This is a genomic window from Wolbachia endosymbiont (group A) of Bibio marci (assembly GCF_947251645.1).
Lineage (GTDB): Bacteria > Pseudomonadota > Alphaproteobacteria > Rickettsiales > Anaplasmataceae > Wolbachia.
The window spans coordinates 718,921-745,271 of the sequence record NZ_OX366364.1; the positions used below are offsets into that span (position 1 = coordinate 718,921).

29 protein-coding genes, 1 tRNA gene and 1 pseudogene are annotated in these 26,351 nt (G+C 34.3%); 11 read left to right on the forward strand and 20 right to left on the reverse strand.

Annotated elements, in window-relative coordinates:
- Nucleotides 1–6 precede the first annotated feature (6 nt).
- The 4 genes from OPR48_RS03815 to gap all read right to left on the reverse strand — a co-directional run bounded on the left by OPR48_RS03815 (nucleotide 7) and on the right by gap (nucleotide 3,830).
- Nucleotides 7–1,326, reverse strand: a complete 1,320-nt coding sequence (locus OPR48_RS03815) for a hypothetical protein (protein ID WP_265025471.1) — start codon at nucleotides 1,324–1,326, stop codon at nucleotides 7–9.
- A gap of 447 nt (nucleotides 1,327–1,773) precedes the next feature.
- On the reverse strand, nucleotides 1,774–1,920 hold the full coding sequence (locus tag OPR48_RS03820; protein ID WP_265025472.1) for a hypothetical protein: 147 nt from the start codon (nucleotides 1,918–1,920) through the stop codon (nucleotides 1,774–1,776).
- A gap of 168 nt (nucleotides 1,921–2,088) precedes the next feature.
- Nucleotides 2,089–2,847: a twin-arginine translocase subunit TatC gene (gene tatC / locus OPR48_RS03825; protein ID WP_265025473.1), complete on the reverse strand. Its 759-nt coding sequence runs from the start codon at nucleotides 2,845–2,847 to the stop codon at nucleotides 2,089–2,091.
- Complete coding sequence (gap, locus tag OPR48_RS03830; protein WP_265025474.1) at nucleotides 2,844–3,830, reverse strand: type I glyceraldehyde-3-phosphate dehydrogenase; 987 nt, start codon at nucleotides 3,828–3,830, stop codon at nucleotides 2,844–2,846. Before gap ends, tatC begins: the two co-directional genes overlap by 4 nt.
- Nucleotides 3,831–3,987: 157 nt before the next feature.
- On the opposite strand from gap, the gene OPR48_RS03835 reads away from it, so the two are divergent.
- From OPR48_RS03835 to OPR48_RS03860, 6 genes are all read left to right on the forward strand, one after another.
- Nucleotides 3,988–4,359: a hypothetical protein gene (locus OPR48_RS03835; protein WP_265025475.1), complete on the forward strand. Its 372-nt coding sequence runs from the start codon at nucleotides 3,988–3,990 to the stop codon at nucleotides 4,357–4,359.
- A gap of 12 nt (nucleotides 4,360–4,371) precedes the next feature.
- Nucleotides 4,372–4,860 (forward strand): hypothetical protein, encoded by a 489-nt coding sequence (locus tag OPR48_RS03840; protein ID WP_265025476.1) that lies wholly within the window; start codon nucleotides 4,372–4,374, stop codon nucleotides 4,858–4,860.
- A 191-nt stretch (nucleotides 4,861–5,051) separates the two neighbouring features.
- The gene (locus OPR48_RS03845; RefSeq protein WP_265025477.1) at nucleotides 5,052–5,174 is read left to right on the forward strand and encodes a hypothetical protein; all 123 of its coding nucleotides are present in this window, start codon (nucleotides 5,052–5,054) and stop codon (nucleotides 5,172–5,174) included.
- 62 nt (nucleotides 5,175–5,236) lie between these two features.
- Entirely contained in the window at nucleotides 5,237–5,959 is a 723-nt protein-coding gene (locus OPR48_RS03850; protein WP_265025478.1) for a hypothetical protein, read from the forward strand.
- A 164-nt stretch (nucleotides 5,960–6,123) separates the two neighbouring features.
- Entirely contained in the window at nucleotides 6,124–6,657 is a 534-nt protein-coding gene (locus OPR48_RS03855; RefSeq protein ID WP_265025479.1) for an HK97 family phage prohead protease, read from the forward strand.
- Between the two features lie 135 nt (nucleotides 6,658–6,792).
- Nucleotides 6,793–9,252 carry a coiled-coil domain-containing protein gene (locus OPR48_RS03860; protein WP_265025480.1) on the forward strand — a complete coding sequence of 820 codons (2,460 nt, stop codon included), beginning with the start codon at nucleotides 6,793–6,795 and terminating at the stop codon, nucleotides 9,250–9,252.
- Here the strand turns inward: OPR48_RS03860 and OPR48_RS03865 are convergent.
- Nucleotides 9,236–10,411, reverse strand: a complete 1,176-nt coding sequence (locus OPR48_RS03865) for a CCA tRNA nucleotidyltransferase (RefSeq protein ID WP_265025481.1) — start codon at nucleotides 10,409–10,411, stop codon at nucleotides 9,236–9,238. The two genes, OPR48_RS03860 and OPR48_RS03865, sit on opposite strands and share 17 nt — an antisense overlap.
- Nucleotides 10,412–10,495: 84 nt before the next feature.
- Entirely contained in the window at nucleotides 10,496–11,410 is a 915-nt protein-coding gene (locus OPR48_RS03870) for an OTU domain-containing protein (protein ID WP_265025482.1), read from the reverse strand.
- Between the two features lie 107 nt (nucleotides 11,411–11,517).
- Here OPR48_RS03870 and ychF point away from each other — a divergent pair, with 107 nt between their 5' ends.
- From ychF to ruvX, 4 genes and pseudogenes are all read left to right on the forward strand, one after another.
- Nucleotides 11,518–12,612, forward strand: coding sequence for a redox-regulated ATPase YchF (gene ychF / locus OPR48_RS03875; protein ID WP_265025483.1), 1,095 nt, complete (start codon nucleotides 11,518–11,520; stop codon nucleotides 12,610–12,612).
- Nucleotides 12,613–12,910: 298 nt separating this feature from the next.
- Nucleotides 12,911–13,852, forward strand: a pseudogene (locus OPR48_RS03880) (transposase).
- On the forward strand, nucleotides 13,794–13,973 hold the full coding sequence (locus OPR48_RS03885; protein WP_265026675.1) for a hypothetical protein: 180 nt from the start codon (nucleotides 13,794–13,796) through the stop codon (nucleotides 13,971–13,973). The pseudogene OPR48_RS03880 and the gene OPR48_RS03885 overlap by 59 nt, the downstream one beginning before the upstream one ends.
- Before the next feature lie 130 nt (nucleotides 13,974–14,103).
- Entirely contained in the window at nucleotides 14,104–14,571 is a 468-nt protein-coding gene (ruvX, locus tag OPR48_RS03890; protein WP_265025484.1) for a Holliday junction resolvase RuvX, read from the forward strand.
- A 44-nt stretch (nucleotides 14,572–14,615) separates the two neighbouring features.
- On the opposite strand, the gene ruvC is transcribed toward ruvX, so the two are convergent.
- From ruvC to pheS, 12 genes are all read right to left on the reverse strand, one after another.
- Nucleotides 14,616–15,104, reverse strand: a complete 489-nt coding sequence (gene ruvC, locus OPR48_RS03895; RefSeq protein WP_253309367.1) for a crossover junction endodeoxyribonuclease RuvC — start codon at nucleotides 15,102–15,104, stop codon at nucleotides 14,616–14,618.
- Nucleotides 15,105–15,932 (reverse strand): cytochrome c oxidase subunit 3, encoded by an 828-nt coding sequence (locus tag OPR48_RS03900; RefSeq protein ID WP_265025485.1) that lies wholly within the window; start codon nucleotides 15,930–15,932, stop codon nucleotides 15,105–15,107.
- Nucleotides 15,933–15,979: 47 nt separating this feature from the next.
- Nucleotides 15,980–16,561, reverse strand: a complete 582-nt coding sequence (locus OPR48_RS03905; protein ID WP_265025486.1) for a TenA family protein — start codon at nucleotides 16,559–16,561, stop codon at nucleotides 15,980–15,982.
- A gap of 121 nt (nucleotides 16,562–16,682) precedes the next feature.
- A complete protein-coding gene (locus OPR48_RS03910; RefSeq protein ID WP_265025487.1) occupies nucleotides 16,683–17,138 on the reverse strand; it encodes a thiaminase II/PqqC family protein in 456 nt (151 codons plus the stop codon).
- Nucleotides 17,126–17,356 (reverse strand): thiaminase II/PqqC family protein, encoded by a 231-nt coding sequence (locus tag OPR48_RS03915; RefSeq protein ID WP_265025488.1) that lies wholly within the window; start codon nucleotides 17,354–17,356, stop codon nucleotides 17,126–17,128. Before OPR48_RS03915 ends, OPR48_RS03910 begins: the two co-directional genes overlap by 13 nt.
- 125 nt (nucleotides 17,357–17,481) lie before the next feature.
- Entirely contained in the window at nucleotides 17,482–18,654 is a 1,173-nt protein-coding gene (metK, locus tag OPR48_RS03920; protein WP_265025489.1) for a methionine adenosyltransferase, read from the reverse strand.
- A 64-nt stretch (nucleotides 18,655–18,718) separates the two neighbouring features.
- Nucleotides 18,719–18,795: transfer RNA gene (locus tag OPR48_RS03925), tRNA-Ile, on the reverse strand.
- A 9-nt stretch (nucleotides 18,796–18,804) separates the two neighbouring features.
- Nucleotides 18,805–19,074 carry a 50S ribosomal protein L27 gene (rpmA, locus tag OPR48_RS03930; protein WP_010082252.1) on the reverse strand — a complete coding sequence of 90 codons (270 nt, stop codon included), beginning with the start codon at nucleotides 19,072–19,074 and terminating at the stop codon, nucleotides 18,805–18,807.
- 10 nt (nucleotides 19,075–19,084) lie between these two features.
- Entirely contained in the window at nucleotides 19,085–19,387 is a 303-nt protein-coding gene (rplU, locus tag OPR48_RS03935) for a 50S ribosomal protein L21 (protein WP_182366585.1), read from the reverse strand.
- A 330-nt stretch (nucleotides 19,388–19,717) separates the two neighbouring features.
- Nucleotides 19,718–20,185 (reverse strand): P44/Msp2 family outer membrane protein, encoded by a 468-nt coding sequence (locus tag OPR48_RS03940; protein WP_265025490.1) that lies wholly within the window; start codon nucleotides 20,183–20,185, stop codon nucleotides 19,718–19,720.
- A gap of 70 nt (nucleotides 20,186–20,255) precedes the next feature.
- Entirely contained in the window at nucleotides 20,256–21,548 is a 1,293-nt protein-coding gene (gene glmU / locus OPR48_RS03945) for a bifunctional UDP-N-acetylglucosamine diphosphorylase/glucosamine-1-phosphate N-acetyltransferase GlmU (RefSeq protein WP_265025491.1), read from the reverse strand.
- On the reverse strand, nucleotides 21,549–22,592 hold the full coding sequence (pheS, locus tag OPR48_RS03950; protein WP_265025492.1) for a phenylalanine--tRNA ligase subunit alpha: 1,044 nt from the start codon (nucleotides 22,590–22,592) through the stop codon (nucleotides 21,549–21,551).
- Between the two features lie 145 nt (nucleotides 22,593–22,737).
- Here pheS and OPR48_RS03955 point away from each other — a divergent pair, with 145 nt between their 5' ends.
- On the forward strand, nucleotides 22,738–24,465 hold the full coding sequence (locus OPR48_RS03955; protein WP_265025493.1) for a hypothetical protein: 1,728 nt from the start codon (nucleotides 22,738–22,740) through the stop codon (nucleotides 24,463–24,465).
- 570 nt (nucleotides 24,466–25,035) lie between these two features.
- On the opposite strand, the gene ccmA is transcribed toward OPR48_RS03955, so the two are convergent.
- Nucleotides 25,036–25,659 carry a heme ABC exporter ATP-binding protein CcmA gene (gene ccmA / locus OPR48_RS03960; RefSeq protein WP_265025494.1) on the reverse strand — a complete coding sequence of 208 codons (624 nt, stop codon included), beginning with the start codon at nucleotides 25,657–25,659 and terminating at the stop codon, nucleotides 25,036–25,038.
- A gap of 3 nt (nucleotides 25,660–25,662) precedes the next feature.
- Nucleotides 25,663–26,094, reverse strand: coding sequence for a hypothetical protein (locus OPR48_RS03965; protein ID WP_265025495.1), 432 nt, complete (start codon nucleotides 26,092–26,094; stop codon nucleotides 25,663–25,665).
- Nucleotides 26,095–26,351: the final 257 nt, after the last annotated feature.

Consider the following 26,351-nt stretch of genomic DNA (forward strand, 5'->3'; position numbering starts at 1 on the left):
GTTACACTACATGAACTCATCAGGTGAGTGATAATGATCTGATAAGTGATCTCTAACATCGTGACCTAACTTATCCACATCAGGTTTAAGCAAAGAAAGATTGTCATCGGATTGTTCTTCTGATAAGTTAAGCAAAGAAAGATTGTCATCAGATTGTTCTTCCTCTTTAGACCCAAATAACCATGAAAAGAATGACGAGATAGAATCAATAATGGATTTAATTGCTGAAAAAATATTGGATAAGAAGTTACTGGGTTGCTGAGTATCCTCTTCGGGTTCTTTTCCTTCTGTATGATCTACTTCATCCACATCTTGTTCAGGTTTACTTCTGCTTATAAGTATCTTATCTAACCAGTCGGACATATTCTTGTCTGGATTATGAAAATACATTTGACTTATCTCCTTATTTTCATCAATAGAAATTACTACAGTTGTATTCTGACTTAATTGCCCTTCATTAATGAGCGATTCATGAGAGTTCTTAATGTCTTTGATAAATTGAAGTTTTTCTTCTTCTGCTGAAAGATAACCATTGTGTTGTATATCATAATTGGTTCCTTTATATTTAAATTGAAACATCCATCCACGGTCGTTATATTCATCTACACTCATCTGCTTGCAAATAGCTTTATAATTTTTTTCTTCTACCTCAAGTCCAATTGCATTTGCCATCAGCTGACTATTTACCTGGTCCAATTCCCTTACTTTTGTTGGGGAAAACTTGAATTGAAATACGTGACCCAATTCATGGGCTAAAACATTATCCATATAAGCACTTTTATAGCACATCAGGCTTTCTTCAGATGCCATTCCCCCAGAATTATCAATCATACTCTGATGTCCAGCAAATCTCGGAATTAGAGCACCATATTTCCTATAATCATCTTTATTATTAAAAATATAGATCTGTACAGCTCCTGGTCTATCAATACAAAACTTTGCTTTATATGCATCATAAGCACTTTGGATATCCATTTTTACTTGATCTTGCTCGCGTTGTGATAGGCTATCAAAATTTATGGTGAAATCTAGATCTTTACACCTATAGTTGAATTGATTAGGCAGCACATCTTGTAATCCTGCGTATTTTGTATTCTCATCAAAGTTTCTTGATTGTGCAGTTTTATATAAATTATTATAGTATGTAATAGAGCTTCCGTTAGGCAACTTAGGTATTTGTGTGATCGTTCTTCCATAGTTATCGTAGAAAGAAATGTCAGAATTACCAATCCTAAAATCCGTTATAGATTGCCCACAAGTACCATCGTTTGCACAATCGTGATGGTCAGTCTTCTTATAAGACCATGCGTTGATGTATTTTCCCATTTTGATACCTCACTACCAAACCTTGCTATATTATTATCTTGGTAAAAATCATAATAATTCGTTAACTTGTATTTTAAATCTGTATATCAAATGTACTTTTCTCATAAAGTGCCAATTGTGAAGCTAATGAATTTTATTTGTTTAAAATTTTGCTGAAATAGCTCTTTTTATACTATGTTTTATATAGCTAAACTGACTTAGATTTACCGACAATTTGAAAAACGACAAATTCGTCATTCCGCTACTAGTTAGCGGAATCTATACTGCGAATGAATCGCGGTATGACGTAGGAAAACCTTGCTTCTTATATTATGTGATTTTATATTCCATAATATATATTATGTAATTTTCGATACTAATAAAACTATTTCCCAACCTTTCAAACAGCAACTTGTTGAACCTCCAGATTAGCACTTAAGAGAAAGTGTTAAAGTATCTCTTTAAGTATTATATATTAATATCTTGCCGAGTAAGAACTTGCAGTAACTCATCTCCTGATACTTCTGTTAAAATGTCAGGTATACGTATATAAGCTCTGTCATTGATTGCTTCCCTTAACTGGAAATGTACTATCTGTAATCTTTGATTTACCATATACTTACCTAACATAAAAACTTAAGCTTAATTATTCCATATTTTAACAAAAAAATCAACCGGAGTGGCATCACATATCACATACACTCAAACAAGAAAAGGCGCTCAGGTATTCATCTTTTTTTTCAACAACTAATATTCTTGTTTTTTTAAGCACTCTATCTATATTCAATCCTTTGCCTTCTTCTCAATATACCTACATATCAGAATGGACAATTCATATAGAATCAGCATAGGTATTGCAAGCCCTACTTGGCTTAATACATCAGGTGGAGTTAAGATTGCAGCAATAATAAAAATTACCACTATTGCAATTCTGCGTTTATTTGACAAACTTTGTGTAGTGAGTAACCCTACTCTCACCATCAATGTGAGTATTACTGGAATTTGAAATGCAGTGCCAAATGCAAACATAAATTGGAGAACGAGGTCTAAATATTCGCTAACTGATGGCATAAACTCTATTGGTATACCGAAAGATTTCCCACTATGTTCAAAAGTGATGAAAAACTTCCAGGCTAAAGGAAATATATAGTAATAGACTACAGTAGCTCCCGTTACAAATAAAACCGGTGTTGCAATTAAGTATGGCAACAACACTGCCCTTTCACTTTTATATAACCCAGGTGCTAAGAACATATAAAATTGCCATGCAAACACAGGAAAAGAAAACAAAAGTGCGCTCATTATTGCAACTTGGAGATACACAAAAAATGCCTCTGTTAAGTCTGTGTAAATTAAAGAAAAACCTTCGCTACCTTTTGTTGCTTCTATTAAAGGTGCAAGTAAAAAACGGTATATATTTTCCTTAAAGTAGTAACAAAAACCAAAAGCAACGCAAAAAAATAGAAAGCAAAAGATAACTCTTTTTCTGAGTTCCGCAAAGTGCTCATAAAAAGAGGCATATTTGTTCGAGTTTTCATTCATACTTTACTATGGCTCAATAATGCTATGTCTAACATTCTCAGCGAAAAAGCCCACTCATTGTCATACCACGCTGCAACTCTACAGATGTTGCCTGTAACATATGTACCAGTTGAATCCACAATTGCACTATAAGGGTTATGCACAAAATCTATTGAAACTAAAGGTTCCGCACATACAGAAAGCACATTGCTTGCTGCATCCTTAAACATTTCATTTATTTCTTTAACGGTCGCTTTCTTATCAGTCGTAAATTTAAAATCAACCATAGAAACATTGCTAACCGGAACTCTGACGGCAGTGCCATCTAGCTTTCCCTTTAATTCAGGAATTATAGAACCAATTGTTTTTGCTGCCCCGGTTGTAGTTGGCACCATAGATAGTCCGCAAGCCCTTGCCCTGCGCAAATCTTTATGATTACCATCAAGAACATTTTGATCATTCGTGTAGGCATGTATAGTAGTCATAAAACCGCTTTTTATACCTAGATTGGAGTGTAGAACCTGCACAATTAGAGCCAGGCAATTTGTAGTGCAAGAACCTGCTGATATCACTTTATGCTCTTTTTCGAGCATATCGTTATTTACACCGTAAACTATAGTGACATCAGCATCCGGAACTGGAGCAGAGACAATTACTTTCTCTGCATTGTGCCTTATTGCTTCTTCACGCTTGTTAAATGCACCAGTACATTCAAGTATTACATCAACATTCCAAGGAATATTTTCAGGGCTCCGTTCTCTATATAAAGAAAATTTTCTGCCATTTATAGATAGCCAATTTTGAGACTCATTAAAATCAATATCACCACTGAATTTGCCATGAACAGAATCATATTTAATCAAATGTGCATGCTGCTCAGCACCGAGCGATCCGTTCACTGCTACAACTTCTATCTGCTTGCTATATTTTTCCACTTCATGGATAGCGCGCAGAACACTTCTTCCTATTCTACCCAGACCATTAATTCCTACACGAATCGTCATCTCTTCATTCAAAAAATTTAATTATAGAGGATATCGCTTGATATTTCATTCTATTCTTTTGACTGCTAATTGGCATTTTATTCCTTAATATATTAATTATTTATCTTGATTGGATAACTATAGTACTATATTATTTCACTAAAATATTTAAATATTAATGATAATTATTATGGATTTAAAAAAATTAAAAAACTTACAACAAGATTTGCTTGGAATAATTTTTCTCATAGTTGCACAAGCTAGTGAAGAAGAAGTAAGAGATATGCAAGATCGAGCATTAAAGATTATCGATGAATTAAGAGATCATATTAATGATGATATAGAAGTGAATAATAATCTGAGAATGATAATTTTAGACTGCATTATCTTTTGTGATAGTCACGATGGTGTAAGGTTAAATAACAGATCTTTGTTAGACTTAGAAGATGCTGTAAAAAGTATCGGAGGGAAAACTTCACAAGAGTTAGGGCAAGTACGTGAGATTCCACGGCAAATGAATAATCTTGGATTAGCGGAAATTGTAGCATAATATCAGGCGCACATGAGAGAAAGAGAAGAGAGAAATTTAAGGATTATCAACTCAATTGGAATATTCGGTGTAACATTCTTAGGAGCTAATCTTGGAGAATCAGAAGTAGGTGAAATTATTGGGGCAACACTTGGAGGATTGTTATCCATGCCAATAACGGTTATGTTACCAGCGGCACTGGCATCAATATTTGTACGCGGAGGGCATATTACATCAAGAAAAGTAACACAAGAGATAATACGCCCAATGAGTGAACCGATGGCTGGATTATCAGCAGCTTTAGGAGCAGGCACGACAATGTTACTTAGTAGCATAGCTGAAACAAATATGGGATTTGGAGAATCATTAAGATCTAGTCTTATAGCTGCGACTGGAGCTGGAATTGGTGCTGCATTGTCATTGGCTTTTATTAGAAGAGCGTTTGCTAATCGTTCTGTTGTTCCTGCAAATTTGGAAAATGTTGCCACTGAACAACCAAATATGCAAGGACAGAATATATAGCTCTTTCCTACTTTCTCCTTTATCGTTATCCCAGTGTTGTGACACTGGGTGTTCCGCTATTTTTGTATTTTGTGGCTAAGCAAAGGATATTATTTTGATGCTAATTGGCATTTTATTCCTTAATATATTAATTATTTATCTTGATTAGATAACTATAGTACCATATTATTTAACTAAATATTTAAATATTAATGGTAATTATTATGGACTTAGAAAAATTAAAAAACTTACAACAAGATTTGCTTGGAATAATTTATCTCATAGTTGCAGAAGCTAGTGAAGAAGAAGTAAGAAATATGCAAGATCGAGCATAAAGATTATCGATGAATTAAGAGATCATATTAATGATGATATAGAAATTAATGATAATCTGAGAATGACAATTTTAGACTGCATTGTCTCTTGTGATAGTCAAAATGGTGTAAGGTTAAATAACAGATCGTTGTTAGACTTAGAAGATGCTGTAAAAAGTATCGGAGGGAAAACTTCACAAGAGTTAGGGCGAGTACGTGAGGTTTCACAACAGGAACAAGCTACGATGTTGTTTAGAGAAATTATGGAGTCTAGGGCAGAACTTATAGCATCTATGCAAGAAGAAAGACGAAATAGAATTTTAGGACAATGGTCAGGAATAGATATATGTCGTGGAGTACTTGCAATATCCGCTGTAATGACATACCCAGAAACTCGTCTGGGAGAATCAGAAGTAGGTAACATTGTTACGGCAATACTTGGAGGATTGCTGTCCATACCATACCTTGTATTATCACGGCAACTGAGATACTCAGACTCCATGGATATTACAACATCAAGAGAAATAGCACAAAGGTTAGTACACTCAATAAGTGAACCAATGGCTGGATTATCAGCAGCTTTAGCAGGAGGCATGGTAATTTTAGGTTTCAGCATAACTAGAAGAGCAATTGGAATAAATGTGGGATTTCAAGAATCATTAAGATCTGGTCTGATAGCTGCAGCCGGAGCAGGAATTGGTGCTGCATTGTCAACGGCTTTGGTGAGAAGGGCGCTTGCTCCTGTCTCTACAAATTTGGAAGATGTTGCAACTGAACAACCAAATATGCAAGAACAGAACAGATAGCTCTCCCCTACCCTTCTGTATACAAAATAGCAAGTCATAAAACCTTGCTACTTTGTTACTTAAAAAAAATACTTCCCCTTTTTAGAGAACTGCATATAATAGATTTGACATTGCAGTGCATTATACAAACAAAATTCCCAATACTATAACCTACAGGAGGCTTTATGAATAAGAAATTTCTCTATTCACCATTGTCAATAAAAAGTATAGGAGAAAACGGTGTATTTTCTGGTTATGCTAGCGTTTTTAATATAGTTGATAAACAAAATGACCTGATCTTACCTGGGGCATTTAAGGAAAATTTAAACAGAAATAAAATAAAACTCCTTTGGCAGCACAATCCAGGTGAACCTATAGGTAGTATCATAGATATTTATGAGAATGATGTTGGTCTATATATAATTGCACATTTACTTTTGGGTATTCAGAAAGCAGAAGAAGTGTATTTGATGCTCAAAACTGGAGCAATTAACGGACTTTCCATCGGCTATATACCTATAGAGTATGATGTTGATCATAAAAGCGGAGCTAGAGTGTTAAAACAAGTGGAATTATGGGAAGTCAGTCTGGTCACTTTTCCTGCAAACTTGGCTGCTCAGGTAATCAATGTGAAAAATCAGAACAATGAACAGGAAATGTTAGCAAGAGCGATAGGAAAAGCAAATGCTGTACTTACAGACATGTGTATTTCTGCTTAAAGTGTATTAGGCGGGCAAAGACTTTACCATAATTTGACGCCTGCGTTAGTATTTATTTAACATTTATACTAATATATATAACTTTATTACTATTAAAATTTTCTGTAAATTAAAGTTAAAAAATAAGGTAATTTTATGCTAAATATTAATAATACAGTTAATTATAAAATTAATGTTAAACGAAAGGAAAAAAAATACAGCTGGTCTACTGTATTTGCTTGGTTGTACTTAAAAACAATTGGACGAATACTACCAAAGAAATGGAACAAATGGGCAGAAAATATTCTATATTACGATAAAGCTACTGGAAGTAATGAAATTCGGACTGATGATCCTGAAATAACAGATGAAAGTGCTCAAATTGAACCTGAGATTGCAGAAAAAGGGAGTCAAAGTGAAGTAATAAGTAAGGATGAAACTACATTTCAAGATACGACAATGCAGACCGAATACATTGAAACAACGGATAAAAATATTGAAGCTGATTTAGAATCTGAAGTTGCAGAAAAAGGGAGCCAGAGTGAAGTAATAAGCGAGAATGGAGAGGTTCAAGAAGATGAAGAATATTTAGAGAATTTTACAGTGTTGTCAGAAAGTGATAGTACTGTAGAAAAAATAGCATTTTATAATAGCATTTTATTGGAGGTAGGTAAAATTGGAAAAGAACATGAGCACCTTGGCGCTGATCTAAAGAAGCTTATGGATAAGTTCGGAGCACAGGGCATAAATAGTACACATGATCAGTTAATAAGTACCATTAAAGATGGATATAAGGGAATTCTTAATGAACAAAATTTGGTTGCTCAGGAAAGTGAAGTTCTTAAAGAGAAGGTACAAGAATTTATTGATATTTTAACAAATTCAGAATCTGTACTGGGTAGTACTTTTAGTGTATTATTTCAGGAAAAGGAAGAAGAAATTAGCAAGCTAGCAGGTGAATTAAAGCAAGCTCAAGAAAAAAATGCAGAATTAGAAGGCAAAGTTGGGAATTTAGATCATGAAATAGGAAGGCAGAAATCAGATATAGACAGATTGAATGATCAATTAGCTGGAATGGAGGAATTGAGAATACAATTGAAAAGCACTCAGGAATCTAAGCAACAATTAGAGAAAGAAAAGATTGATTTAGAAGATAAATTGAAAGATTTAAATAGTCAATTAAGAACTGCAGTAAAAGAGAGAGAAGACTCAAAAAATGAGGTTTCTAAATTACAAAAACAGGTGCAGATCTTAGAAGGAAGTAAAGAATGGGAGTTAGCTGGAATAGATGATAGCTTAAAGAAAGTTTTTTTGGATGTGATAGGAATATTAGAAAAAGAGCTATTAATAAATAATCAAGAGCAACGACTACAGGGAAAAAAAGTTGACTTAGAAGATAAATTAAAAATTTTAATCAGTCAGCTAAATGCTACTGAAGAAGAAAAGCAGATCTTAGAAGGGAATAAAGCTGAAGAAATAGAAAGACTAAAGGCAGAATTAAAGAAAGAATCAGATGAAGCGTTACAAGAAAAGCTTGCAGAACAAGAGAAGTTGATTGAGCAGCTAAAAAAGGAACAGAAGCAAGTAGAAAGCCAATTGGAAGCTGATATTAAGAGACTACAGGAAGAAAAAAGGGATCAGTTAACTGAAATAGATAGCTTAAAGGGAAATTTGTCAATTGTGGAAGAACAGTTAAAGCAACAACTACTGTTAAATAATCAAGAACAACAAAAGTTGGAAGAAAAGTTAAAGGATGTTGATAAAAGATTAGAAGATACTGATGAAAAAACTAAAAAATCACAAGAACAAACAAAAGCTCACAAGCCAGATGCAGTGAGTACAGTATCTACTGCAAAATCAACTACTGAATCAACCCTTTCAAAATTGCGGAACTTGCCCAATAAGCTTTTTGGGGATAAGAATCTCAATAACTTTTTATCTAGGAGAAACGAGGAGTTAAAAAAAGGGTTTCCTGAATTTAAAGAAAAACACTTTTGCCATAACATGCTTAATGAAACTATAAAGTCTCTATCAAATCAAGATGATGGCAAATTTGAAAGCAGTAAGCTGCTTGAATTATTAGAAAGTAATTTGAAACAATCCGCAAGGGAGATCATAGAAGCCAAGGTTAAAGAAGTTGTCAACAAACATTGTAACATTGGAGAAAATGTAGGTAAAGAACTACGAGATGGCACGTTAAAAGCCAAGTTGTCACCTTCTGTTAGAAAATGCGTAAAAAAATTAGAATTTAACAAACAAGAAGAAGGGGTAAATAAGATTGTAGACTCTATCTTGCACAGCTTTAATAGCAAAAATAATAATAATAACGACTCAGGAGAATTACTTAAAGAAATTGTTGTGAAAGAGCTAGTAGAAGCTAGAATGAGATTTTTTTCAGATAAGATTCAAGAGTTACAACTGACACCAAGCATAAGAGATAAATTTTTATCTCCAGATCAGAAAATGTGTAGCCGAATTCCAGGAAAAGAAAATATGTACAAACTCAGTACTGAAGTTATCAACAAGATAAGAGGACCTAATTCCTCGATGAGTTCCCCTAATATTGCAAGCATACATTCATTGAGCAGCCGGAAAGCAGTTAGAGTAGGCTCTTAGCATAAAGCACCAGCTCCTCTTTTGTTAAAGTGTAGGAGCTGTCTTCCCAATGTTGCCTGAGCAACTCTAAGTTTTTACCTAAACTTTTTCCTGGCTGGTGACCTATATTTATCAAGTCATCACCAGATAAGGGAAATTTTGGAATATTGAATGTATTAGCAAATGAAATGTATTCATCAACATTTTCTCCAGACTCAACACCACAAATTTTTACTAAATCACAATATAGTTCCCTACCAAATAAAGATATGTACTTCTTCTGCTCTTTTTCTGAAAGTTCTGTTTTGATATCGTTGGATAGTAAAAATAGCAGCTTTTTCTTTTGCTTGTTTGAAAGACGTAAAAATTTGCTTACATATTCTCCAAGACTTAGCCTGTCATTTTTTTTAGTGGTCCTAAGGAGTAACGCTAATTTTACTAGTGCATCAGTGCCCAAAAGAAGTGACGAAGACAGAATTTCGCATTTGACTTCTTTTGGAATAATTTTTTGTAACACATCAGATTCTTGCATGCTCTTAAGTGTTGGAAAAGGATCATTGCATTCCAGCAATTTAAGTATTTCATCTCTTATTCTCTCTCCAGAGAGGTTTTGGATCATATGCGAATGCTTTTTGCATACGCTTAGTATTTCATCACTCAAATCTCCGACACATATTTTTGCATGAAAACGAAATGCTCTTAAAATACGTAGATAGTCTTCTTTAATTCTATCTTCAGCGTTGCCTATAAAGTTTAACCTTCGCGCCTTTAAATCCTCAATACCACCAAAGTAATCATATATATGGCCATGCTTATCTGCATATAGAGCGTTAAATGTAAAGTCGCGCCTTGAAGCATCCGCTTGCCAATTATTAGTAAATTCTACTTTTGCATGCCTGCCATCACATTTCACATCATGCCTTAGTGTTGTGATCTCAAAAGATCTTTGATTTAGAACCGCAGTTATAGTCCCATGTTTTAAGCCAGTTGGAATAGTTTTTATATTACGGAGTTTTAGCGCTTTAATCGTTTGATTGGGAGGCAAATTAGTAGCTAAATCGATGTCGTGGACATCACGTTGCAAAATTGAGTCTCTCACACACCCGCCGACAAGCCTAGCCTCACCACCAAATTCCTCTATGGCATCAATAATTAAACTAGTTTCATGGTCAACTTGCATTTAGGTTAGTACGTACTGCAAGTTCATATTATATGAAATGCTTGCAAAAAGCCCCATATAAAAATATATAGGGCTATAAAGATTTTACAGGTGTGGTTGTTGATGAAATGCTTTTTCTATTCTTGGTTCCTCCATACCACATCTTGGTAAATTTGAAGGGTTTTGCTTCTCAGAGCGCTCTATGCGCTGCTTTATATCACTAACGCACTGCTCTACAACATCATAAATTTTTCCATTAGCATTTTCTGCCAATAACTCATCAAATCTCTTCTCAACCTCTGCTCTCTCAGAGATATCCTTTGAAAGGTTACAATACTCTAAGATCTCGTCTACCTGAAGTTTTTTTGCTAATAGGAAATCTTCTTGTTCTTGCTCTTGTTTAAGTTTAGCTTCCTCTTGTAATTGTTTTGCTAAACTTTTATTTCTATCAAGCAACGGTTCGAAATGCAATCCGCCTTTGTTTATTACATGCACAATACTACTATCATCATAATCAACTTTATTGTATTTACCTGCATTTTTTGAACCTGAATTGTCTATTAATTGATGCAAAAACCGATCTTGTTGGATGTCAATAGCACGCAATGGGTTACTCTCTACAACATGCAATTTCACACCATACTTTTCACAAAGTATTCTGCCTTCAATGTCAGAATCACCCCATCTACTGTTGTTCATGATATTTGCTGTATAATCACTTACAGTCTCATTACGGCGCTGGCCATTGTTATCATAACTATTGGCAATTGCATCTATAAACCATTCTGGCGGATTCTTTTGCGCAAATTCCCTACAATCATTTCTTAATTTTTCGACAGTAACTTGCTCTCCTGTCTGTTGTTCTAGACTTTGTCTGAACGAGTCAAAAAAGCAGCTTCCATTACCAATTGCTTGCCCTACATAAAAATTGTCAAGGTAAGAATTACTATTTAAAGAAGTTACTTCACTTTCAACATTGTAAAAATCACTTAGTAGCTTCTGCTTCTGAGCTGTAGTCATGGTTTTACCTCAATTTAATATATATTACTATACCAACAAAATTGTAACTAATTAAGTATAGCAAAAATTCTTAAATTATGCAATAATTATGGCTTTAAATAGCAAATATGAGCTTTAACTGTGGTATAATTGGGTTACCAAACATAGGAAAATCAACCTTATTTAATGCGCTTACAGAGTCAAGTGCAGCCGAAGCTGCAAATTATCCTTTCTGCACAATCGAGCCAAATATAGGCAAGATTTCGATAAAAGATCAGCGCTTGAAACAAATCGCAGCAATTGCCGGTTCAGAGAAGGTAATCTACAACCAATTAGAAGTTGTAGATATTGCAGGTCTGGTAAAAGGTGCGAGCAAAGGTGAAGGGCTCGGCAATAAATTTTTAAGCCATATCAGAGAAGTTGATGCCATCGTTCATCTGCTCAGGTGCTTTACGGATGACGATATTAGCCACGTACACAGTAAAATAGATCCAATATCAGATGCTGAAGTGGTAAAAATGGAATTAATCCTAGCTGATATTGATAGCATAGAAAAAAGGCTTCCTCAATTGGAAAAGAAAGCAAAGCAAGGTGATAAAGAGCTAAAGAGACAACTTGAATTAATGCAAGAGGTATTAGCTACTTTAAAATTAGGTAAACCTGCAAGAAGCTTGGAGAATATCGATGGAGATGAGATGAAGTCGCTTCAATTGCTCACAACAAAGCCCGTTATGTACGTTTGCAATGTTGAAGATACAAATGTTATAACTGGCAATGAATTATCTAAAAAGGTAGAGAGAATGGCGGAGGAAAATAAAAGCAAATTTTATTGCATTTCAGCAAAACTTGAAGCAGATATTGCAAATCTTGATAGTGAAGAGGAAAAACAGAGTTTTTTATCAGAATTTGGCTTACAAGAATCAGGCCTTGATGGAGTAGCGCGTATTATGTATGAAGTGCTGAGTATGATAACTTTCTTTACTGTGGGCCCCAAAGAAGCACGGGCATGGCCAGTAAAAATAGGATCAACAGCTGACAAAGCTGCAGGTGCAATCCACACTGATTTTGAGAAAGGCTTCATAAAAGCAGAAACTATAAGCTTTGCAGACTACATAAAGTATGAAAGTGAACCGGCTTGTAAAGACGCAGGAAAAATTCGCTTTGAAGGCAGAGATTATATCGTACAAGATGGTGATATAATGCACTTTAGGTTTAATGTGTAGCTTTCTGGGGAGAAGAAACTCTCCTTCTACAGTGTATCCGTTTAGGGGAGAGGTTTAAGAAACAATTGACCTTACCCAGAAGGTATGAATTAGGTATTGCTTGGTTGGAAGCAAGAGAAGATAATCACTTTTCAGAGTGGATAGGTGGCAGGTTGGCACTTTTTCTGAGTGTTCTTGTATAAAGTATATGAAAGAAGACCTCGTTACTCAGATTCTGCCACCGGTGAGGCTCACAAAATGTGATGACCTCGTATAGGAGTTTGGACCAACCAGTACTCTGATATATTGAAATGTGCAATTGGAGGAAAAATATGCGTCACATAGGCATTATACCAATAGTTTTACTGTTTGTTACTTGCAAGAAGGAAAATCGGAGTATATTCAAACGTTTCGCTTAAAAGACTTAAATAATTTTATCAGAAATCTTCAAGAAACAGATGAAATAGCTAATAGGCAATAGCTGTTTTTTTTATGACGCAGTGTCACCTTATGTTAAGAGCGTGGTCTCCTGGACAGTTTGAAGTTGTTCGTTGCTCTGTGAACAAAACGGACAAGCACGATGCGCGAGCTATTGCTTTTTTTCTAAGCAAAGGTATGTTGCCTGAAGCAAAGCAAACAATGCAAGCAGTTAGCTTCTCTTCTTCAAACAAGAGACCAGTTACGGGTATCTTTAATCAATAAAATGCATGGTCTTTTTAATTACCATGGGATAAAAATTAAAAAGGAAGCACTTACAACTAAGGTGGGTGCTATTGGAAAGTATACTTGGGATCCTTTAGAAAAGGTTGAAATTGAAGTAATTAGCTATCATTTGGAAGCTATTCGGGAAATCTTAAAAAACTTGAGAGGGAAATTATAGCTTTTGCCAAACAGCTTCCTGAACCTTATCAGCATAAAAGGAATTGGCCCAATTTCTGCAGCTATTTTTATTGCAACAATTGGAGACATTAATGATTTTCATAGGCCTGAGAAACTTACTGCATATTTTGGAATTGTGCCACGAGTTTCTCAATCTAATCAACAGTGCACGATCGGAACAAACGTGATATTCTTTAGTGCAGTGTACTTGGGTTGCTATACGCTTATCTGAACAGCTTATGTAAAAAAAAAGCGTGATTCTACTAAGGCTATTATTGCTACTGCCAGGAAATTTCTTACAACTATTTTCTATACTCTTAAAAATGACTGGGTTTTTAAAGATTTCACAAAATTTGAATTTTTTATTGGACAACAATCATAGGAGAAAAAGTGAAGAGAAAGAAAAGGCGTTTTTTTATAATAAAAATGTTTTTTCAAAAGGAGTAGTAATAACAAAAAGAAGAGAATATACAGTTGAGTTTAAATTAGAAGCTGTGTATTAAACAGCATAAGCATTCTGCTATTAATTATTGCATTCCTGAGCAATTTGATTCATTATTCTTTTTGTAAAAAATTTTCTTAACTTTCTCTCTACTTTTTCTGTGTAGGGCCACTTTAAAGGAAGTCTAATAGATGCTACATAGAAATCCAGATGAGTTCCTAAAGTCTATTCCAAAAGATAAGCGCATAATGTGCCTTGACATGGGAGAAAAGCAACTAGGCATAGCATTTAGCGATAAAACACAGCTTATAGCCACAGCTCATAGTGTATATTATAGGGAAAATATGAACAAAGATTTAGGTTATCTGCATAGAATATTCAAAGAAAATGAAGCTGGATCAATGGTAATAGGACTACCATTCAAAATGGACGAGCAAGAAACTAAATGGTGTAAAACCATAATCCAATTCGCAAATAAAATAATAAAAAAATATAAAGTAAATATATACTTACAAGACGAAAGCTTCTCAACATCTATCGCAACTCATACACTAAAAATTACTGGAATATCAATCACAAAATCGAAAAAAATAGATGATAAAATCTCCGCATGTATTATTTTGCAACGAACGTTAGACAAGATAAATACAATCAAATAGTTTTTTCAGATCTGGAAATCTTCAAACTGAATCTCATATAAAAGTTACTCAACAAAACAAGAACCTTTCGTATAAGCATGACAAATTGCTACAGCAAGAGCGTCAGCAGCATGGTGGCATTTTATACTCAAATTTTTAACTATTTGCTTCACCATAAATATAATCTGATCCTTATCAGCATGGCCATTTCCGGTAATGCTTTTTTTTACATAGTTTGCATCATATTCATTCATAGTTAGCTTTGTTATTTTTAACGCTAAAATTACAACCCCTCTTGCATATCCTAAAGTTAGTGAAGATTTAGGATTTTTATTAACAAAAATTTTTTCTACTGCAGCTTCATTCGGAGAATATTGAAATATTACTTTCTTTAATTGTTCAAAAATTATATGTAAGCGTTCACCTGTACCCAATTTACCATCAGTTGATATGGTACCGCCGCCCAAAAATTCAATATTATTTTTCTCGTTCAGGCTGATAATGGCCCAACCAGTCTTGCTTATCCCTGGATCTAGACCTATTATTTTAACCACTTAATAAACGCTTAACCAATAAATAAATAAAAATAAAAATATCCAGACTACATCTACAAAGTGCCAATACCAGGAGGCAAACTCAAAGCACAAATGGTCCTGAAGTGTAAATTGGCCTTTCCGTGCTCTAAATAAACACACTGATAAAAATATTATTCCTATTATAACGTGTGCGCAGTGAAAACCGGTAATCATATAAAAATTGGATGTATAAATAAGCTTTTCTCCTGTTTCTTGTAGAGAAAAACTCGCTTCATGATACTCTATTGCTTGCACTATTATAAAAAAAACCCCAAGCAATATAGTTATGGACAGCATTTTAATCATGCTCTTTTTATCATTTTCAAGTAAAGAGTGATTTGCCCAAGTAATTGTTGTACCAGAAAGCAATAATATTAATGTATTCATGAATGGTAGTGACCACGGATCAGGTGGCAAAATTCCCTCAGGGGGCCATTCAACTTTTTTTGCAGGAGAAAACGCCTCAAATAAAAAAACTGGATCAAGCCAGGCTTTAAAGAATGAACAAAAGAACACTATAAAAAATACGACCTCCGAGAGAATAAATAAGTACATTGCAAATTTGAGTCCATGTTTTACAATGGTAGTATGACATTTATCATAAATGGCCTCCCTTATTACATCTCTCCACCAGTAGAACAGCACCCCTGATACCGCGAAGATGCCTAAAGCTAAACCAAACATTCCGAAAATTTGTTTATGAAGCGCGCCAACTAATCCAAGTGCAAGAATAAGAATTGCTGCTGATATAGCAATTGGCCAAGGACTTGGGTCCACTAAATGAAAATCATGTTCTTTACTTTTCATAGCATTTTAAAAAATACTTACTAAGGATACAAATTAGCTTAAAATTGTCAATGTTCCTTAGGAAATTGATTGAATCTTGAAAAATTATATGCACCGTTCAAAAAATCTAACACAAATTGTGCAGTTATTCTAAACAACTCAAGCATTTTGCTCTTTTCATTTTCTCTTGCTCTGCTGCAATATCCATCAATAATATTTTCCAAAATAATGCATCCAGACTTTACTGAATCACTGTAACAAAAATTAAACCAATCCCTATATCTATTATTTTTTTTGAATCTATTTTTCATGCTATCAACGACAGTCTTGTATATAAACATGCAAGAATACAAAACCGTCATAGCCTCATAGGTATTACTATACGAGATGGATAAAAGAAAATTAGTGAAATTAAAACACTCAAGAGATTTCTTTCCACGACTTATACCGTACATAGTAAAGTAGTAGTCATATAGCACTCTATTAACAGTCACTGCTCTTTGGGCTACTTCAGTAAGCGAGATAATACTACTATAATCTTCCATTCTGGATGCAGTAATTAAGGTGGTACGAATATAATCACCTAAGAACAACGCCTCTTGTTGAGTATAGAATTTGAAGTTTTCTATATTTAGGGTGTTATTCGCCAACTTAACATTAAAAGGATGCTCAATTATATCCTTTAAAAGATTTGACCCGTAACAGCTCCTAATTATGCCACTGAACACTATAGTTACCGATAAAGATCAAGTCAACGTAAATAATCCGCTGCTAATATTCTTTGCTAGATATATTAGAGTAATACACCTCATCCCAGAATATTACCTCAAGTTCTAATCCGTTACGAAAAAACTCGAGCATCTTTTTCTTTTCCTTATTACTAGATTCTCTATACAGCTTATTCACAATCTCAGTTATAGCATCAGCTGTGTTATCCACTATATTAGTATTATAGAGATTAATCCATTTTTTATACTTATTGCTTGAAGGAATGCTATCTTTTACCGTATGTTGAAAGGTGATCTGACACATACCAAAACATGGATAAGAAGCTGCTAAGCCTTCAGCTACTGAATTATGGTATGCAGCACGCATGAAGAAATTAATGAAGGCAGAACTAGATTTCGATCTTTTGTGGCTATCGGATGAGTTACATTCTGTAAACTGCTCCTCACATAGACTTCGCATACTGAATATTTTACGAGCTATAAAGGTTAATTTATCCATTGTTTCAATATCATTAGCTCTAGATGAATAATTAAAAAAGCACGAGTGCAATCCACTAAGCATAAAAAAGTCTGTTGAACGTAGAACTTGAACTTCTTATAACTTAATTTGCCATTCATTAATTCAACATAAAAAGGATGTTCTTCTATTCTATCAATAAGATCAGATGATTCTTTTATAGCTATGCTACAAAATTCTTCTTTTATGTCATTATACATTGCATGAGCCTCACAATAAAAACTGAATATAATAATTATCACTAATATAGTATAATTATTATGAAAAAGCAATTATACTTTAACAATAAGCTAATATATAAATGTGGGGCTGTAAATCAAAAATTTCAGCAACCTAAAGAAATTTTACTATTACCTTCTATATTGAATTCTCTACAAAGATCAGCAGACAAGTTCATGCTTTCCCAAGAAAATCCACCGTCACTTTCTGACTCTTTACCAAAATGTCCATAACAGGCTGTACGTTTATATATAGGACGATCAAGCGATAAATGCTTAATTATGCCTTTTGTTGATAAATCCACACTATTCTCAATAAACTTTTTAATCTTTTTTTCATCTATCGTATTTGTACTAAATGTGTCAATATAGAATGAAGTAGGTTGTGATATACCAATTGCATAAGAAAGCTGCACAAGACAACGTTTAGCCAAACCTGCAAAGACAATATTTTTAGCAAGGTATCTTGCCATATAAGCTGCAGATCTATCAACTTTGGTTGCATCTTTTCCGGAAAACGCTCCTCCACCGTGTGGAATATAACCTCCATAAGTATCAACCATAATTTTCCGTCCGGTTAATCCACAATCACCAACCGGCCCACCAATAACAAATCTACCTGTTGGATTGACTAAGAGATTTTCCTCATGACACATCCATCCTTCAGGTAAAGATGAAACTATGTAAGGGTAAATTATTTCTTTTACTTTTGATTGATCCAAATCCTCAGGGTGCTGTATTGAGACAATAATACTTTCAGCACGTACCGGGAGGTTATTCTCATATGCCAAAGTGATTTGTGACTTTGCATCCGGACCAAGTTTTGCTTCTTTAACTGCGCTCATGATATTTTTCAGAATCGAGTGCGCATAAAAAATGGGAGCCGGCATAAGGTTTTCTGTCTCTGTTGTTGCATAGCCATACATTATGCCCTGATCTCCAGCACCTTGATCCAACCCTATTGCAATGTCATTTGATTGCTCATGTAATAATATATTTACCTTCACTTTTCTCCAGTGGAAACCATCATGCTCATAACCAATATCTTTTATTGTATTCCGTACAATACTTTCAATCCTGCTATTTTTGATGTTAGGTCCGAATACTTCCCCAGCTATAATAACGTTATCTTTGGTGACTAAAGTCTCTATTGCAGCTCGCGCAAAAGGATCAGTGAAAAGGTATTCATCAAGTATTGCATCTGAAATTTGATCTGCTACTTTATCTGGATGACCAGCCGCCACTGATTCACTGGTTACTAAATTTTTATATGAACTCATGCTTTAGGTTTCTGCTTATATAATACCAAAACTGCTATAAAAAACACAGTTAGTAATTATTAAATGGTGGGTCTGGGAAGAGTTGAACCTCCGACCTCACGCTTATCAGGCGTGCGCTCTAACCACCTGAGCTACAGACCCATGATTTATTCAAGCTGAAGCTTTCATATTATCTGTAGGCAAGATATCAATAAAAGTCTTTTTATTTGCTGACCTTCTAAAGCTGACCCAGCCTTCTATTTTAGCAAAAATCGTATGATCTTTACCTATACCAACATTCTTTCCAGGATGGAATTTTGTGCCTCTTTGGCGCACAATTATGTTACCAGGAATAACCTTCCCATTCTTCTTTATTCCTAACCTACGACCTGCTGAATCTCTACCATTACAGGAACTACCACCTGATTTTTTAGTTGCCATATTTTACCTCTTACTTTTGAAGATTAATTTCATTGATACGAAGAACAGTTATATACTGCCTATGACCAGTTTTCCTACGGTAATTTTTTCTTCTTTTCTTCTTAAAGATTATAATTTTTTCTCCTCTGCACTGCTCCAATACTTCAGCTTTAACAGTAGCATTAGATGAATAAGATAAGCCATTATTTGAAATACAAATCACCTTATTGATTTCCACCTCTTTTTTTTCTTCAGCTTCTAACTTCTCTACCTTTATTATACTGCCTTCTTTTACTAAATATTGCTTTCCACCAGTCTCAATTACTGCAAACATGATAAATATAAATTATTGTTATTAATTTTAATCGTAAACGATGTCATATATACTGTCAATATAAATAAAAAACACGACTTAACGTTCTTTTTGAGCTACTTAAATACTTCTATCTTTTTTCACCTTGTTATCTGCTTTTTCTCAGACAGTAATTAATTCTCAAAAAATCTTATTGTCTACAAAAGCAAAACTTGGTCATTTTAAATCCCCCTCACTTTGCTTTTATAGCAGGTCTCTAATTAAAACTCCATAATATGGCTTATTAATTATCTAGCAAAAATTCAGCTTCAATTTGAAAAAAGTACAACCTGTTGCTATTCAGTTGGGGTTTTATAAGTTATAATTTATTCCAAGCTCAAATCCATGATTATAATCTTCAAATGCTTTCAATAGACGGTAACCAGCAAAAACACTTGTCCTTGAAGAAAGCGGAAAATCAAGACCAGAGCTTATTTTATATGAGAAACCAAACTTTGACTGTCCAACAAAATCGATAGCAGCACCTATACCAACATTAACATATAGAGCGATATCTGTGTTTGTAAACTCGTAGTGATAACGTAAATTTGCCAAAATTCCTCCTTGCAGTTTTCCTTTAAAAATACTTGCAACTGAAATAATAGGCTCAACTAAAATTTTTACGCTGTTTGTGTAGTGATAACCGACACTATAACTAAAATCGCCAGAACTGTATGACGAAGAAGTATAGATTCTATCTCTAATAAAATCAACTCCAAAACATGGTGCTGACAAAGAAACAGCAGGCAATATAGCTACTAAAGTAAATAATTTTTTCATTTTTACCTCTAAATATCGGTACACGCATGTATACACATATAAACGTTAAAAATAGATAATTATAGTCAAATTACTTTATTCTCTTAATCACTTGTTTTTCTCTTGCTATTGCAAGGCTTTTCTCTGGCACGTTCTTAACTATAACACTGCCCGCTGCAATTATAGAGTCATCATAAACATTGAGCGGTGCAATGAGTGAGCTATTGGCGCCAACAAAGCAATTGCTCCCTATATTCGTTTCATATTTATTTTTCCCATTATAATTACAAACAATAGTGCCTGCTCCTATATTACTCCCCTGCCCTACTTTAGTATTTCCTATATAACTTAAGTGTTTTATTCTAGTGTTTTGACCAACTTCACTTGTTTTCACTTCCACAAAATTTCCTATTTTTGCCTTATTACCAATTGTTGTGTTTCCGCGTATTCTGGTAAATGGACCGACCTCAGCATTACTTTTAATTAAGCAGTTTTCTAAATGCAAAAATTGCAGTATTTTCGCACCAGACTCTATTTTCACTCCAGGACCAAAAAAAACGTATGGGTAAATCACTGAATCTCTGGCAATTTGCGTATCAAGAGAAAAGAAAACAGTCTCTGGAGCAACAAGCGTTACTCCGGAGTTGGTAAAGAATTTTCTTTTGTTTTCTTGAAAGTAAAATTCAGCTTTTATAAGGTCATTTCTGTTATTTATTCCCGTTGCCTCTTCTCCACCGGTAATCACGTAATCGACATTTAAATTACTCTTCACTGCAATAGAAACTATATCGGTCAAATAATATTCATGAGTTGAGCTATTGCACTCTATTTTCTCCACCAATTCACGTAAATTCTTTGCATATGCAACCATTATTCCAGCATTGGCAAGAAACTCTTCATGATTATTTTTATCACTCTTTGCTTCTACGATTTCTCTTAAGGAACCATTCTCAATGATTAACCTACCATATTCTTTATTGCTTGCCCTAAAACCTAGGCAAACTAGAGCCTTGCCTTCTAAATAACTAATCATTTTAGTTATTGTGCTGCTTTTTATGAGCGGAGTATCTCCATACTGCACAACAACTATGTTCGAATCTGGCAATTCTTTCAGGTTTCTCATCGCAGTTTTGACTGCATCTCCCGTGCCGAGTGTTGATTCTTGTATAATTAACTGTATATCCTCAAAGCACTTTAGTCTTTCAATTAAAGGCTGATCAACTACAACAGCAATATTTTCAGGATTTAACTGTTTTGCATTGTAAATGACATGCTGAAGCATGGAAAAATTGCCTATTTCGTGCAGAACCTTAGGCAAATCTGAATTCATCCGCCTGCCATGCCCGGCAGCAAGTATGATGAAAGTATGAGCTTTATTTATCACTTATCTTAAAGATGAAAAATGAAAACCATAATGATCAAGCCAACTGATTTTGTTATCGTAAAAGCTTCTTAGGTCGCTGATTTGATATTTTAGCATTGCAAGCCTTTCTATACCAATGCCAAACGCAAAACCATTGTATTTAGTGCAGTTTATTCCAACATTTTGAAAGACATTTGGATGCGCCATACCACATCCAAGCACTTCTATCCATTTACTACCTTTATAACTTATATCCACCTCTGCAGAAGGTTCGGTAAAAGGGAAAAAACTATTACGAAAACGTATCTTCAGCCCTTTATCTCCAAAAAACTTATTAAGGAAGTGATGAATAGTAAATTTTAACTGGCCCATATTGACGTTTTCATCGACATATAACCCTTCTATCTGGTGAAACATAGGAGTGTGAGTTGCATCAAAGTCATTTCTGTATACCCTACCAGGGGCTACTATTTTAATTGGGAAATTTTTTGTTTTTTCCATGGTTCTAATCTGCACAGATGAGGTGTGAGTGCGCAGTACCATTCTTTTATCGTTTATTTTATTCTTTAAGTAGAAGGTATCTTGCTCCTCTCGTGCAGGATGATGACTTGGAGTATTCAGTGCATCAAATACATGAAATTCATCTTCAATGTCAGGGCCATCAACTGCTTTAAAACCCATATGTGCAAAAATAAGCTTTACTTCATTTATAACTTTACTGAGTGGATGGATCTTGCCAATTTTTTCTGGTCTAACGGGCAACGTAATATCAACTGCCTCGTTCTGCAATTTAAAGTTAACTTCTTCTGTTTTTAGTACATTTTCCCTATTCATGATAAGATGATCTATCTTATCACGTAAAGCGTTAATAACTGCGCCTAAATCACGCTTTTTCTCTGCATTTTCTATCTTTTTTAAGTTATCAAAATAAGCTCTAACTACACCCTTTTTTCCCAAATATAATAGCCTAACTTTTTCTAAATCTTGCAAAGAAGAAGCATTCTCAATTTCGGAAACTGCTTTATCTTCAAGTGAAAGTATGTCATCTAATAACTCTTTATTCATCTTAAAATGCTGGCTTAAACTTTCATTATAGTGAAATTTTAAATATCATCAACAATCCGAAAAATTGCCCTATTCTGATTATTAATTTATTGACCGATTAATCTTTTTTATTTACCTTTGTGTTGATAAATTTGCTGTATCAACTATGCACAACAGTAACACTGAAACTAAGAATAAGTATAAAATAGAGGATTTACCTAAGCTCTTTAAGGAAAAATCCAAAAACATAAGTAAAGCATTTTCTAGCGAAACAATTAAGATCAGTACTATTCGCTCGAGAAGTATTGAAAGCAATATACAAAAATTTTCATTTGAGCTAACAGCAACAGATAAAGACACCTTTAATATAAGATTATTTAGAATAAACCCTTTAATTGATTTTTTCAAAATCTGCCTTCCTCAGGAAAAAAATTTTACAGTCAACATGAAAGTGCCGAAAGAAAGCAGTGAATTATATAATCACTACCGTAAAACTAACAGTTATAAAACTGTAGAAGAATTCATAAATAATGCTCCATCTAAAATTCTCTTACAAGGAGTAACAATAACACTACAAACAGATGCTAAAGACATTAACCTGGATAATTTGCACCAAATTGGGTCATTTTTAAACGAAAAGTCAAAACATGCAGAAAAAACTGAAAATGAAGACAAAAAAGAACAGAGTGAAATTAACAAAAAAAATGCACAAAATAGACAAATCGTACCAGTTACAGGCTCATTTGGCTTCGATGTAACAAATAATGGAAAACAAGTTACACGCGCTTCGATAGCAGTTGCTGCAATGCATGAAAACGTTTTCTGGTTTAGATCTTTTTTCTGTCTACCCAATCTTTTTAATACGTCACAATTCTTTTCTCAACAATTGCCAAAATTTTCTATACAGAGCAACAATATACTATTTGGTGTCATTCCAGCGCTTGACGCTGGAATCCAGGAAAAAAGAAACATGGATCCAAGTAGTCAAGCTACTCGGATGACAGGGGGTAGTATAGAAAATCCAATACCTCAAGAAGCAGAACAGAATGTAGGTAAAACTACTTCGCACACAGAGTATTTTAAAGCTAATAGAAAAAAATCGAAAAAGCAATCTCAAGAACTACCAGAAGAAGAAAAACAATCTACCATAAAACAAGCACGAAATGATGCTAGAGTAGCTATGATAGATAACCAAATTGAGCACAGGGGGAAAAAACTCGATGAAATATTTATTGAAGTGATGAGTGGATACAAAAATCAAGATCCAGAAACATTTTGCAATATTTTCAGCTCAGTATTCAATATTGTTTACTTTCAAGATAAACAATTACATGAAATATTAGAGTCAGGTGAGATATCAGAAGTATTAGAAATACCACAACCAGCTGGCAAGTCTTTTTTTCCAAAAGAATATTTACAAAAGCAAGTATATAGAAAAAAAGAGCAATTGCTCAAATTAGTTTCAGGTGTTTATATACAACAACCTTCTCCACAACATGAAAATACTCCTCATAAATCTACAAACCCTTTACCAATTAAAGATCTTTCACCAGCAACAAATGAAGCTAAAACTCTACCACCTACTAACATTACACTCAAATCATCATTAAAAACTGTATTTTCCTCAAAAAAGGCTTATTTTTGTCTATTTATAATAGTAGCATCTGCATCAACACTTTGCTTATGGCATTTTCCGTTAGGAAAAGTGTCAATGTTAAAAGGATTAGTGCCACCAGAAAAAAGAGAAAGTATTGGGTTAGCATTGAACATAGGACTACCAATATTAATCGCGCTGTGTATTTTGAATTTAGCTCGCTTTATATATTCTGAATATTCTATAGAATCTGTTAAGCAAGTAAGTGAAAACGATCCCCTTTCTCACGCCTATAGCTAGTGCAGGCTCAGTTTTTCTACGTCATACCGCCGCGGTATCTCTAGATCCCGCTAACAAGCAGCGGGATGACGATTGTCGTTTAGCTATAAACGTTAAGAAATTTACCAAATGGAAAAAAAGGCAAAAGAAGCCCCGTGGTTGGCTAGTTACTTACATTATACTTTCAAGTATGGCGTTTTTTTATTCTAAACACTTAATAACCGCGATTCAGCTGCTTTTAAATGCAACTAATCTAAATTATAAACATTAAGAAATTTACTAAACAGAAAAAAAGGCAAAAGAAACCCTAGGGTAGCTAGTTATTCACTATCCATTTTTTAAGTTGGCGTTTTTTGATGTTTTAAATGCTTTATAAGCGTATTTCAGCTTGTGTAGGTAAAAACCTAGAAATTTGATAAAGACATAAGGTGCACATAGTGCAAAAAATTAAACATGAGACGCCAAATACGTTGAGTTTTTTTGTCATTTAATCTGTACAGAGAAGATAAATAAATAGCTTCAGTTTCATGATAAGGGGGCTGGCGAAGGGTGTCAAGTAAGTTTTTTCGTTTCTCAACGCGCTGCCAAAAACTATGCAAGAAGTCTATTGAAATCGCGTATATCGATCGTTGTAAAATCACACAATTGCTCTGTAGAGCTATGTCCTGTAATAATTACTATACCATTTTGCTCAGAGCGTATTGAGATTAGGTTCAGCACTAATTCACACGTCGCACTATCAAGATTACAAAATGGTTCATCTATCAGCCAAACGTTTGCATTAGAAATCAAGAGGCGGGCAAGCGCAACTCTTCTTCTCCAGCCTGCAGAAAGTTCGCCATATCTAATATTAAGTACAGGCTGTAACTGCAAGCAACAAACAGCTGCCACAATCAATTCCCTAGTATTTCGTATTCCTGCCCAGAATTCTATGTTTTGAGTAACAGTTAAGCTATCCTTGCAGGCATTTTTATGCCCTACGTAGACCATAGAAGGTATATAGGATTTTGGATCATCATATATGTCTTTTCCGCAGTGCCTTATATTGCCTGATACCGGCGGCAAAAGTCCAGATAAACTTCTAATTAAGCTGGTTTTACCACTACCATTTGGACCAGTGATTAGAATCTTTGATTTTGGCTCAGCTTTAAAGCTAAGATGTTTAAATAATACTTTGTTATTACGAGCGCAGGATAAATTTTCACATTCAAGCATGGATTATCTGCCCTTCCCCTTATGTTTACCTTGAGTTGAAGCCTGAGCTTTTACAAACAGCTCCCAAAATCCTTTCTGGCCGCCTTCTCTATGTATCAATTGTGCAAAACGCTGCATTAAACCATTACCCATCATAACCATCTTTGTCCATTTACCTACCGGTTTTGCTATGTCAACTATTTCTGGATCTTCTTTATAAACTTGCACATCTTTTTGTTTCTCGCGTAGCGTTTCTTGTTGTTTCAGCAACTCTTTTTGCTTATTTTTTTGATATAATTCATTGAATTTTCTGTCTTCTTCCCACTCCTCTTTAAAAACTTTTCTAGGAAATATGATTTTTCTAATGCGATTTTTGTATATTTTTCTCAAAAAGAGAAATACTGTAGCTACAGCAAGTAACGTTATGCTATATATTATGATCTGTGCAAGTGGCATTTCCTGTATCTAATTCATTAAAAATACCCTTATTATTATACCATAATTATAGAAATTGTGCAATTTTTTTGCGGGTAAAGACAGTATAAAAGTAATACTGCTCTATTTCGTAAATTGGACAAATACAGCTACAGATCAGGTCTTCCTACGTCATACCGCCGCGGCGCTAACACGTAGCGGAATGACGAGTTTTACGCTTATCAAATTATAGGTAAACCTGAATTACTTTAGCTATACCCGAATGAATGGGCTTGTAT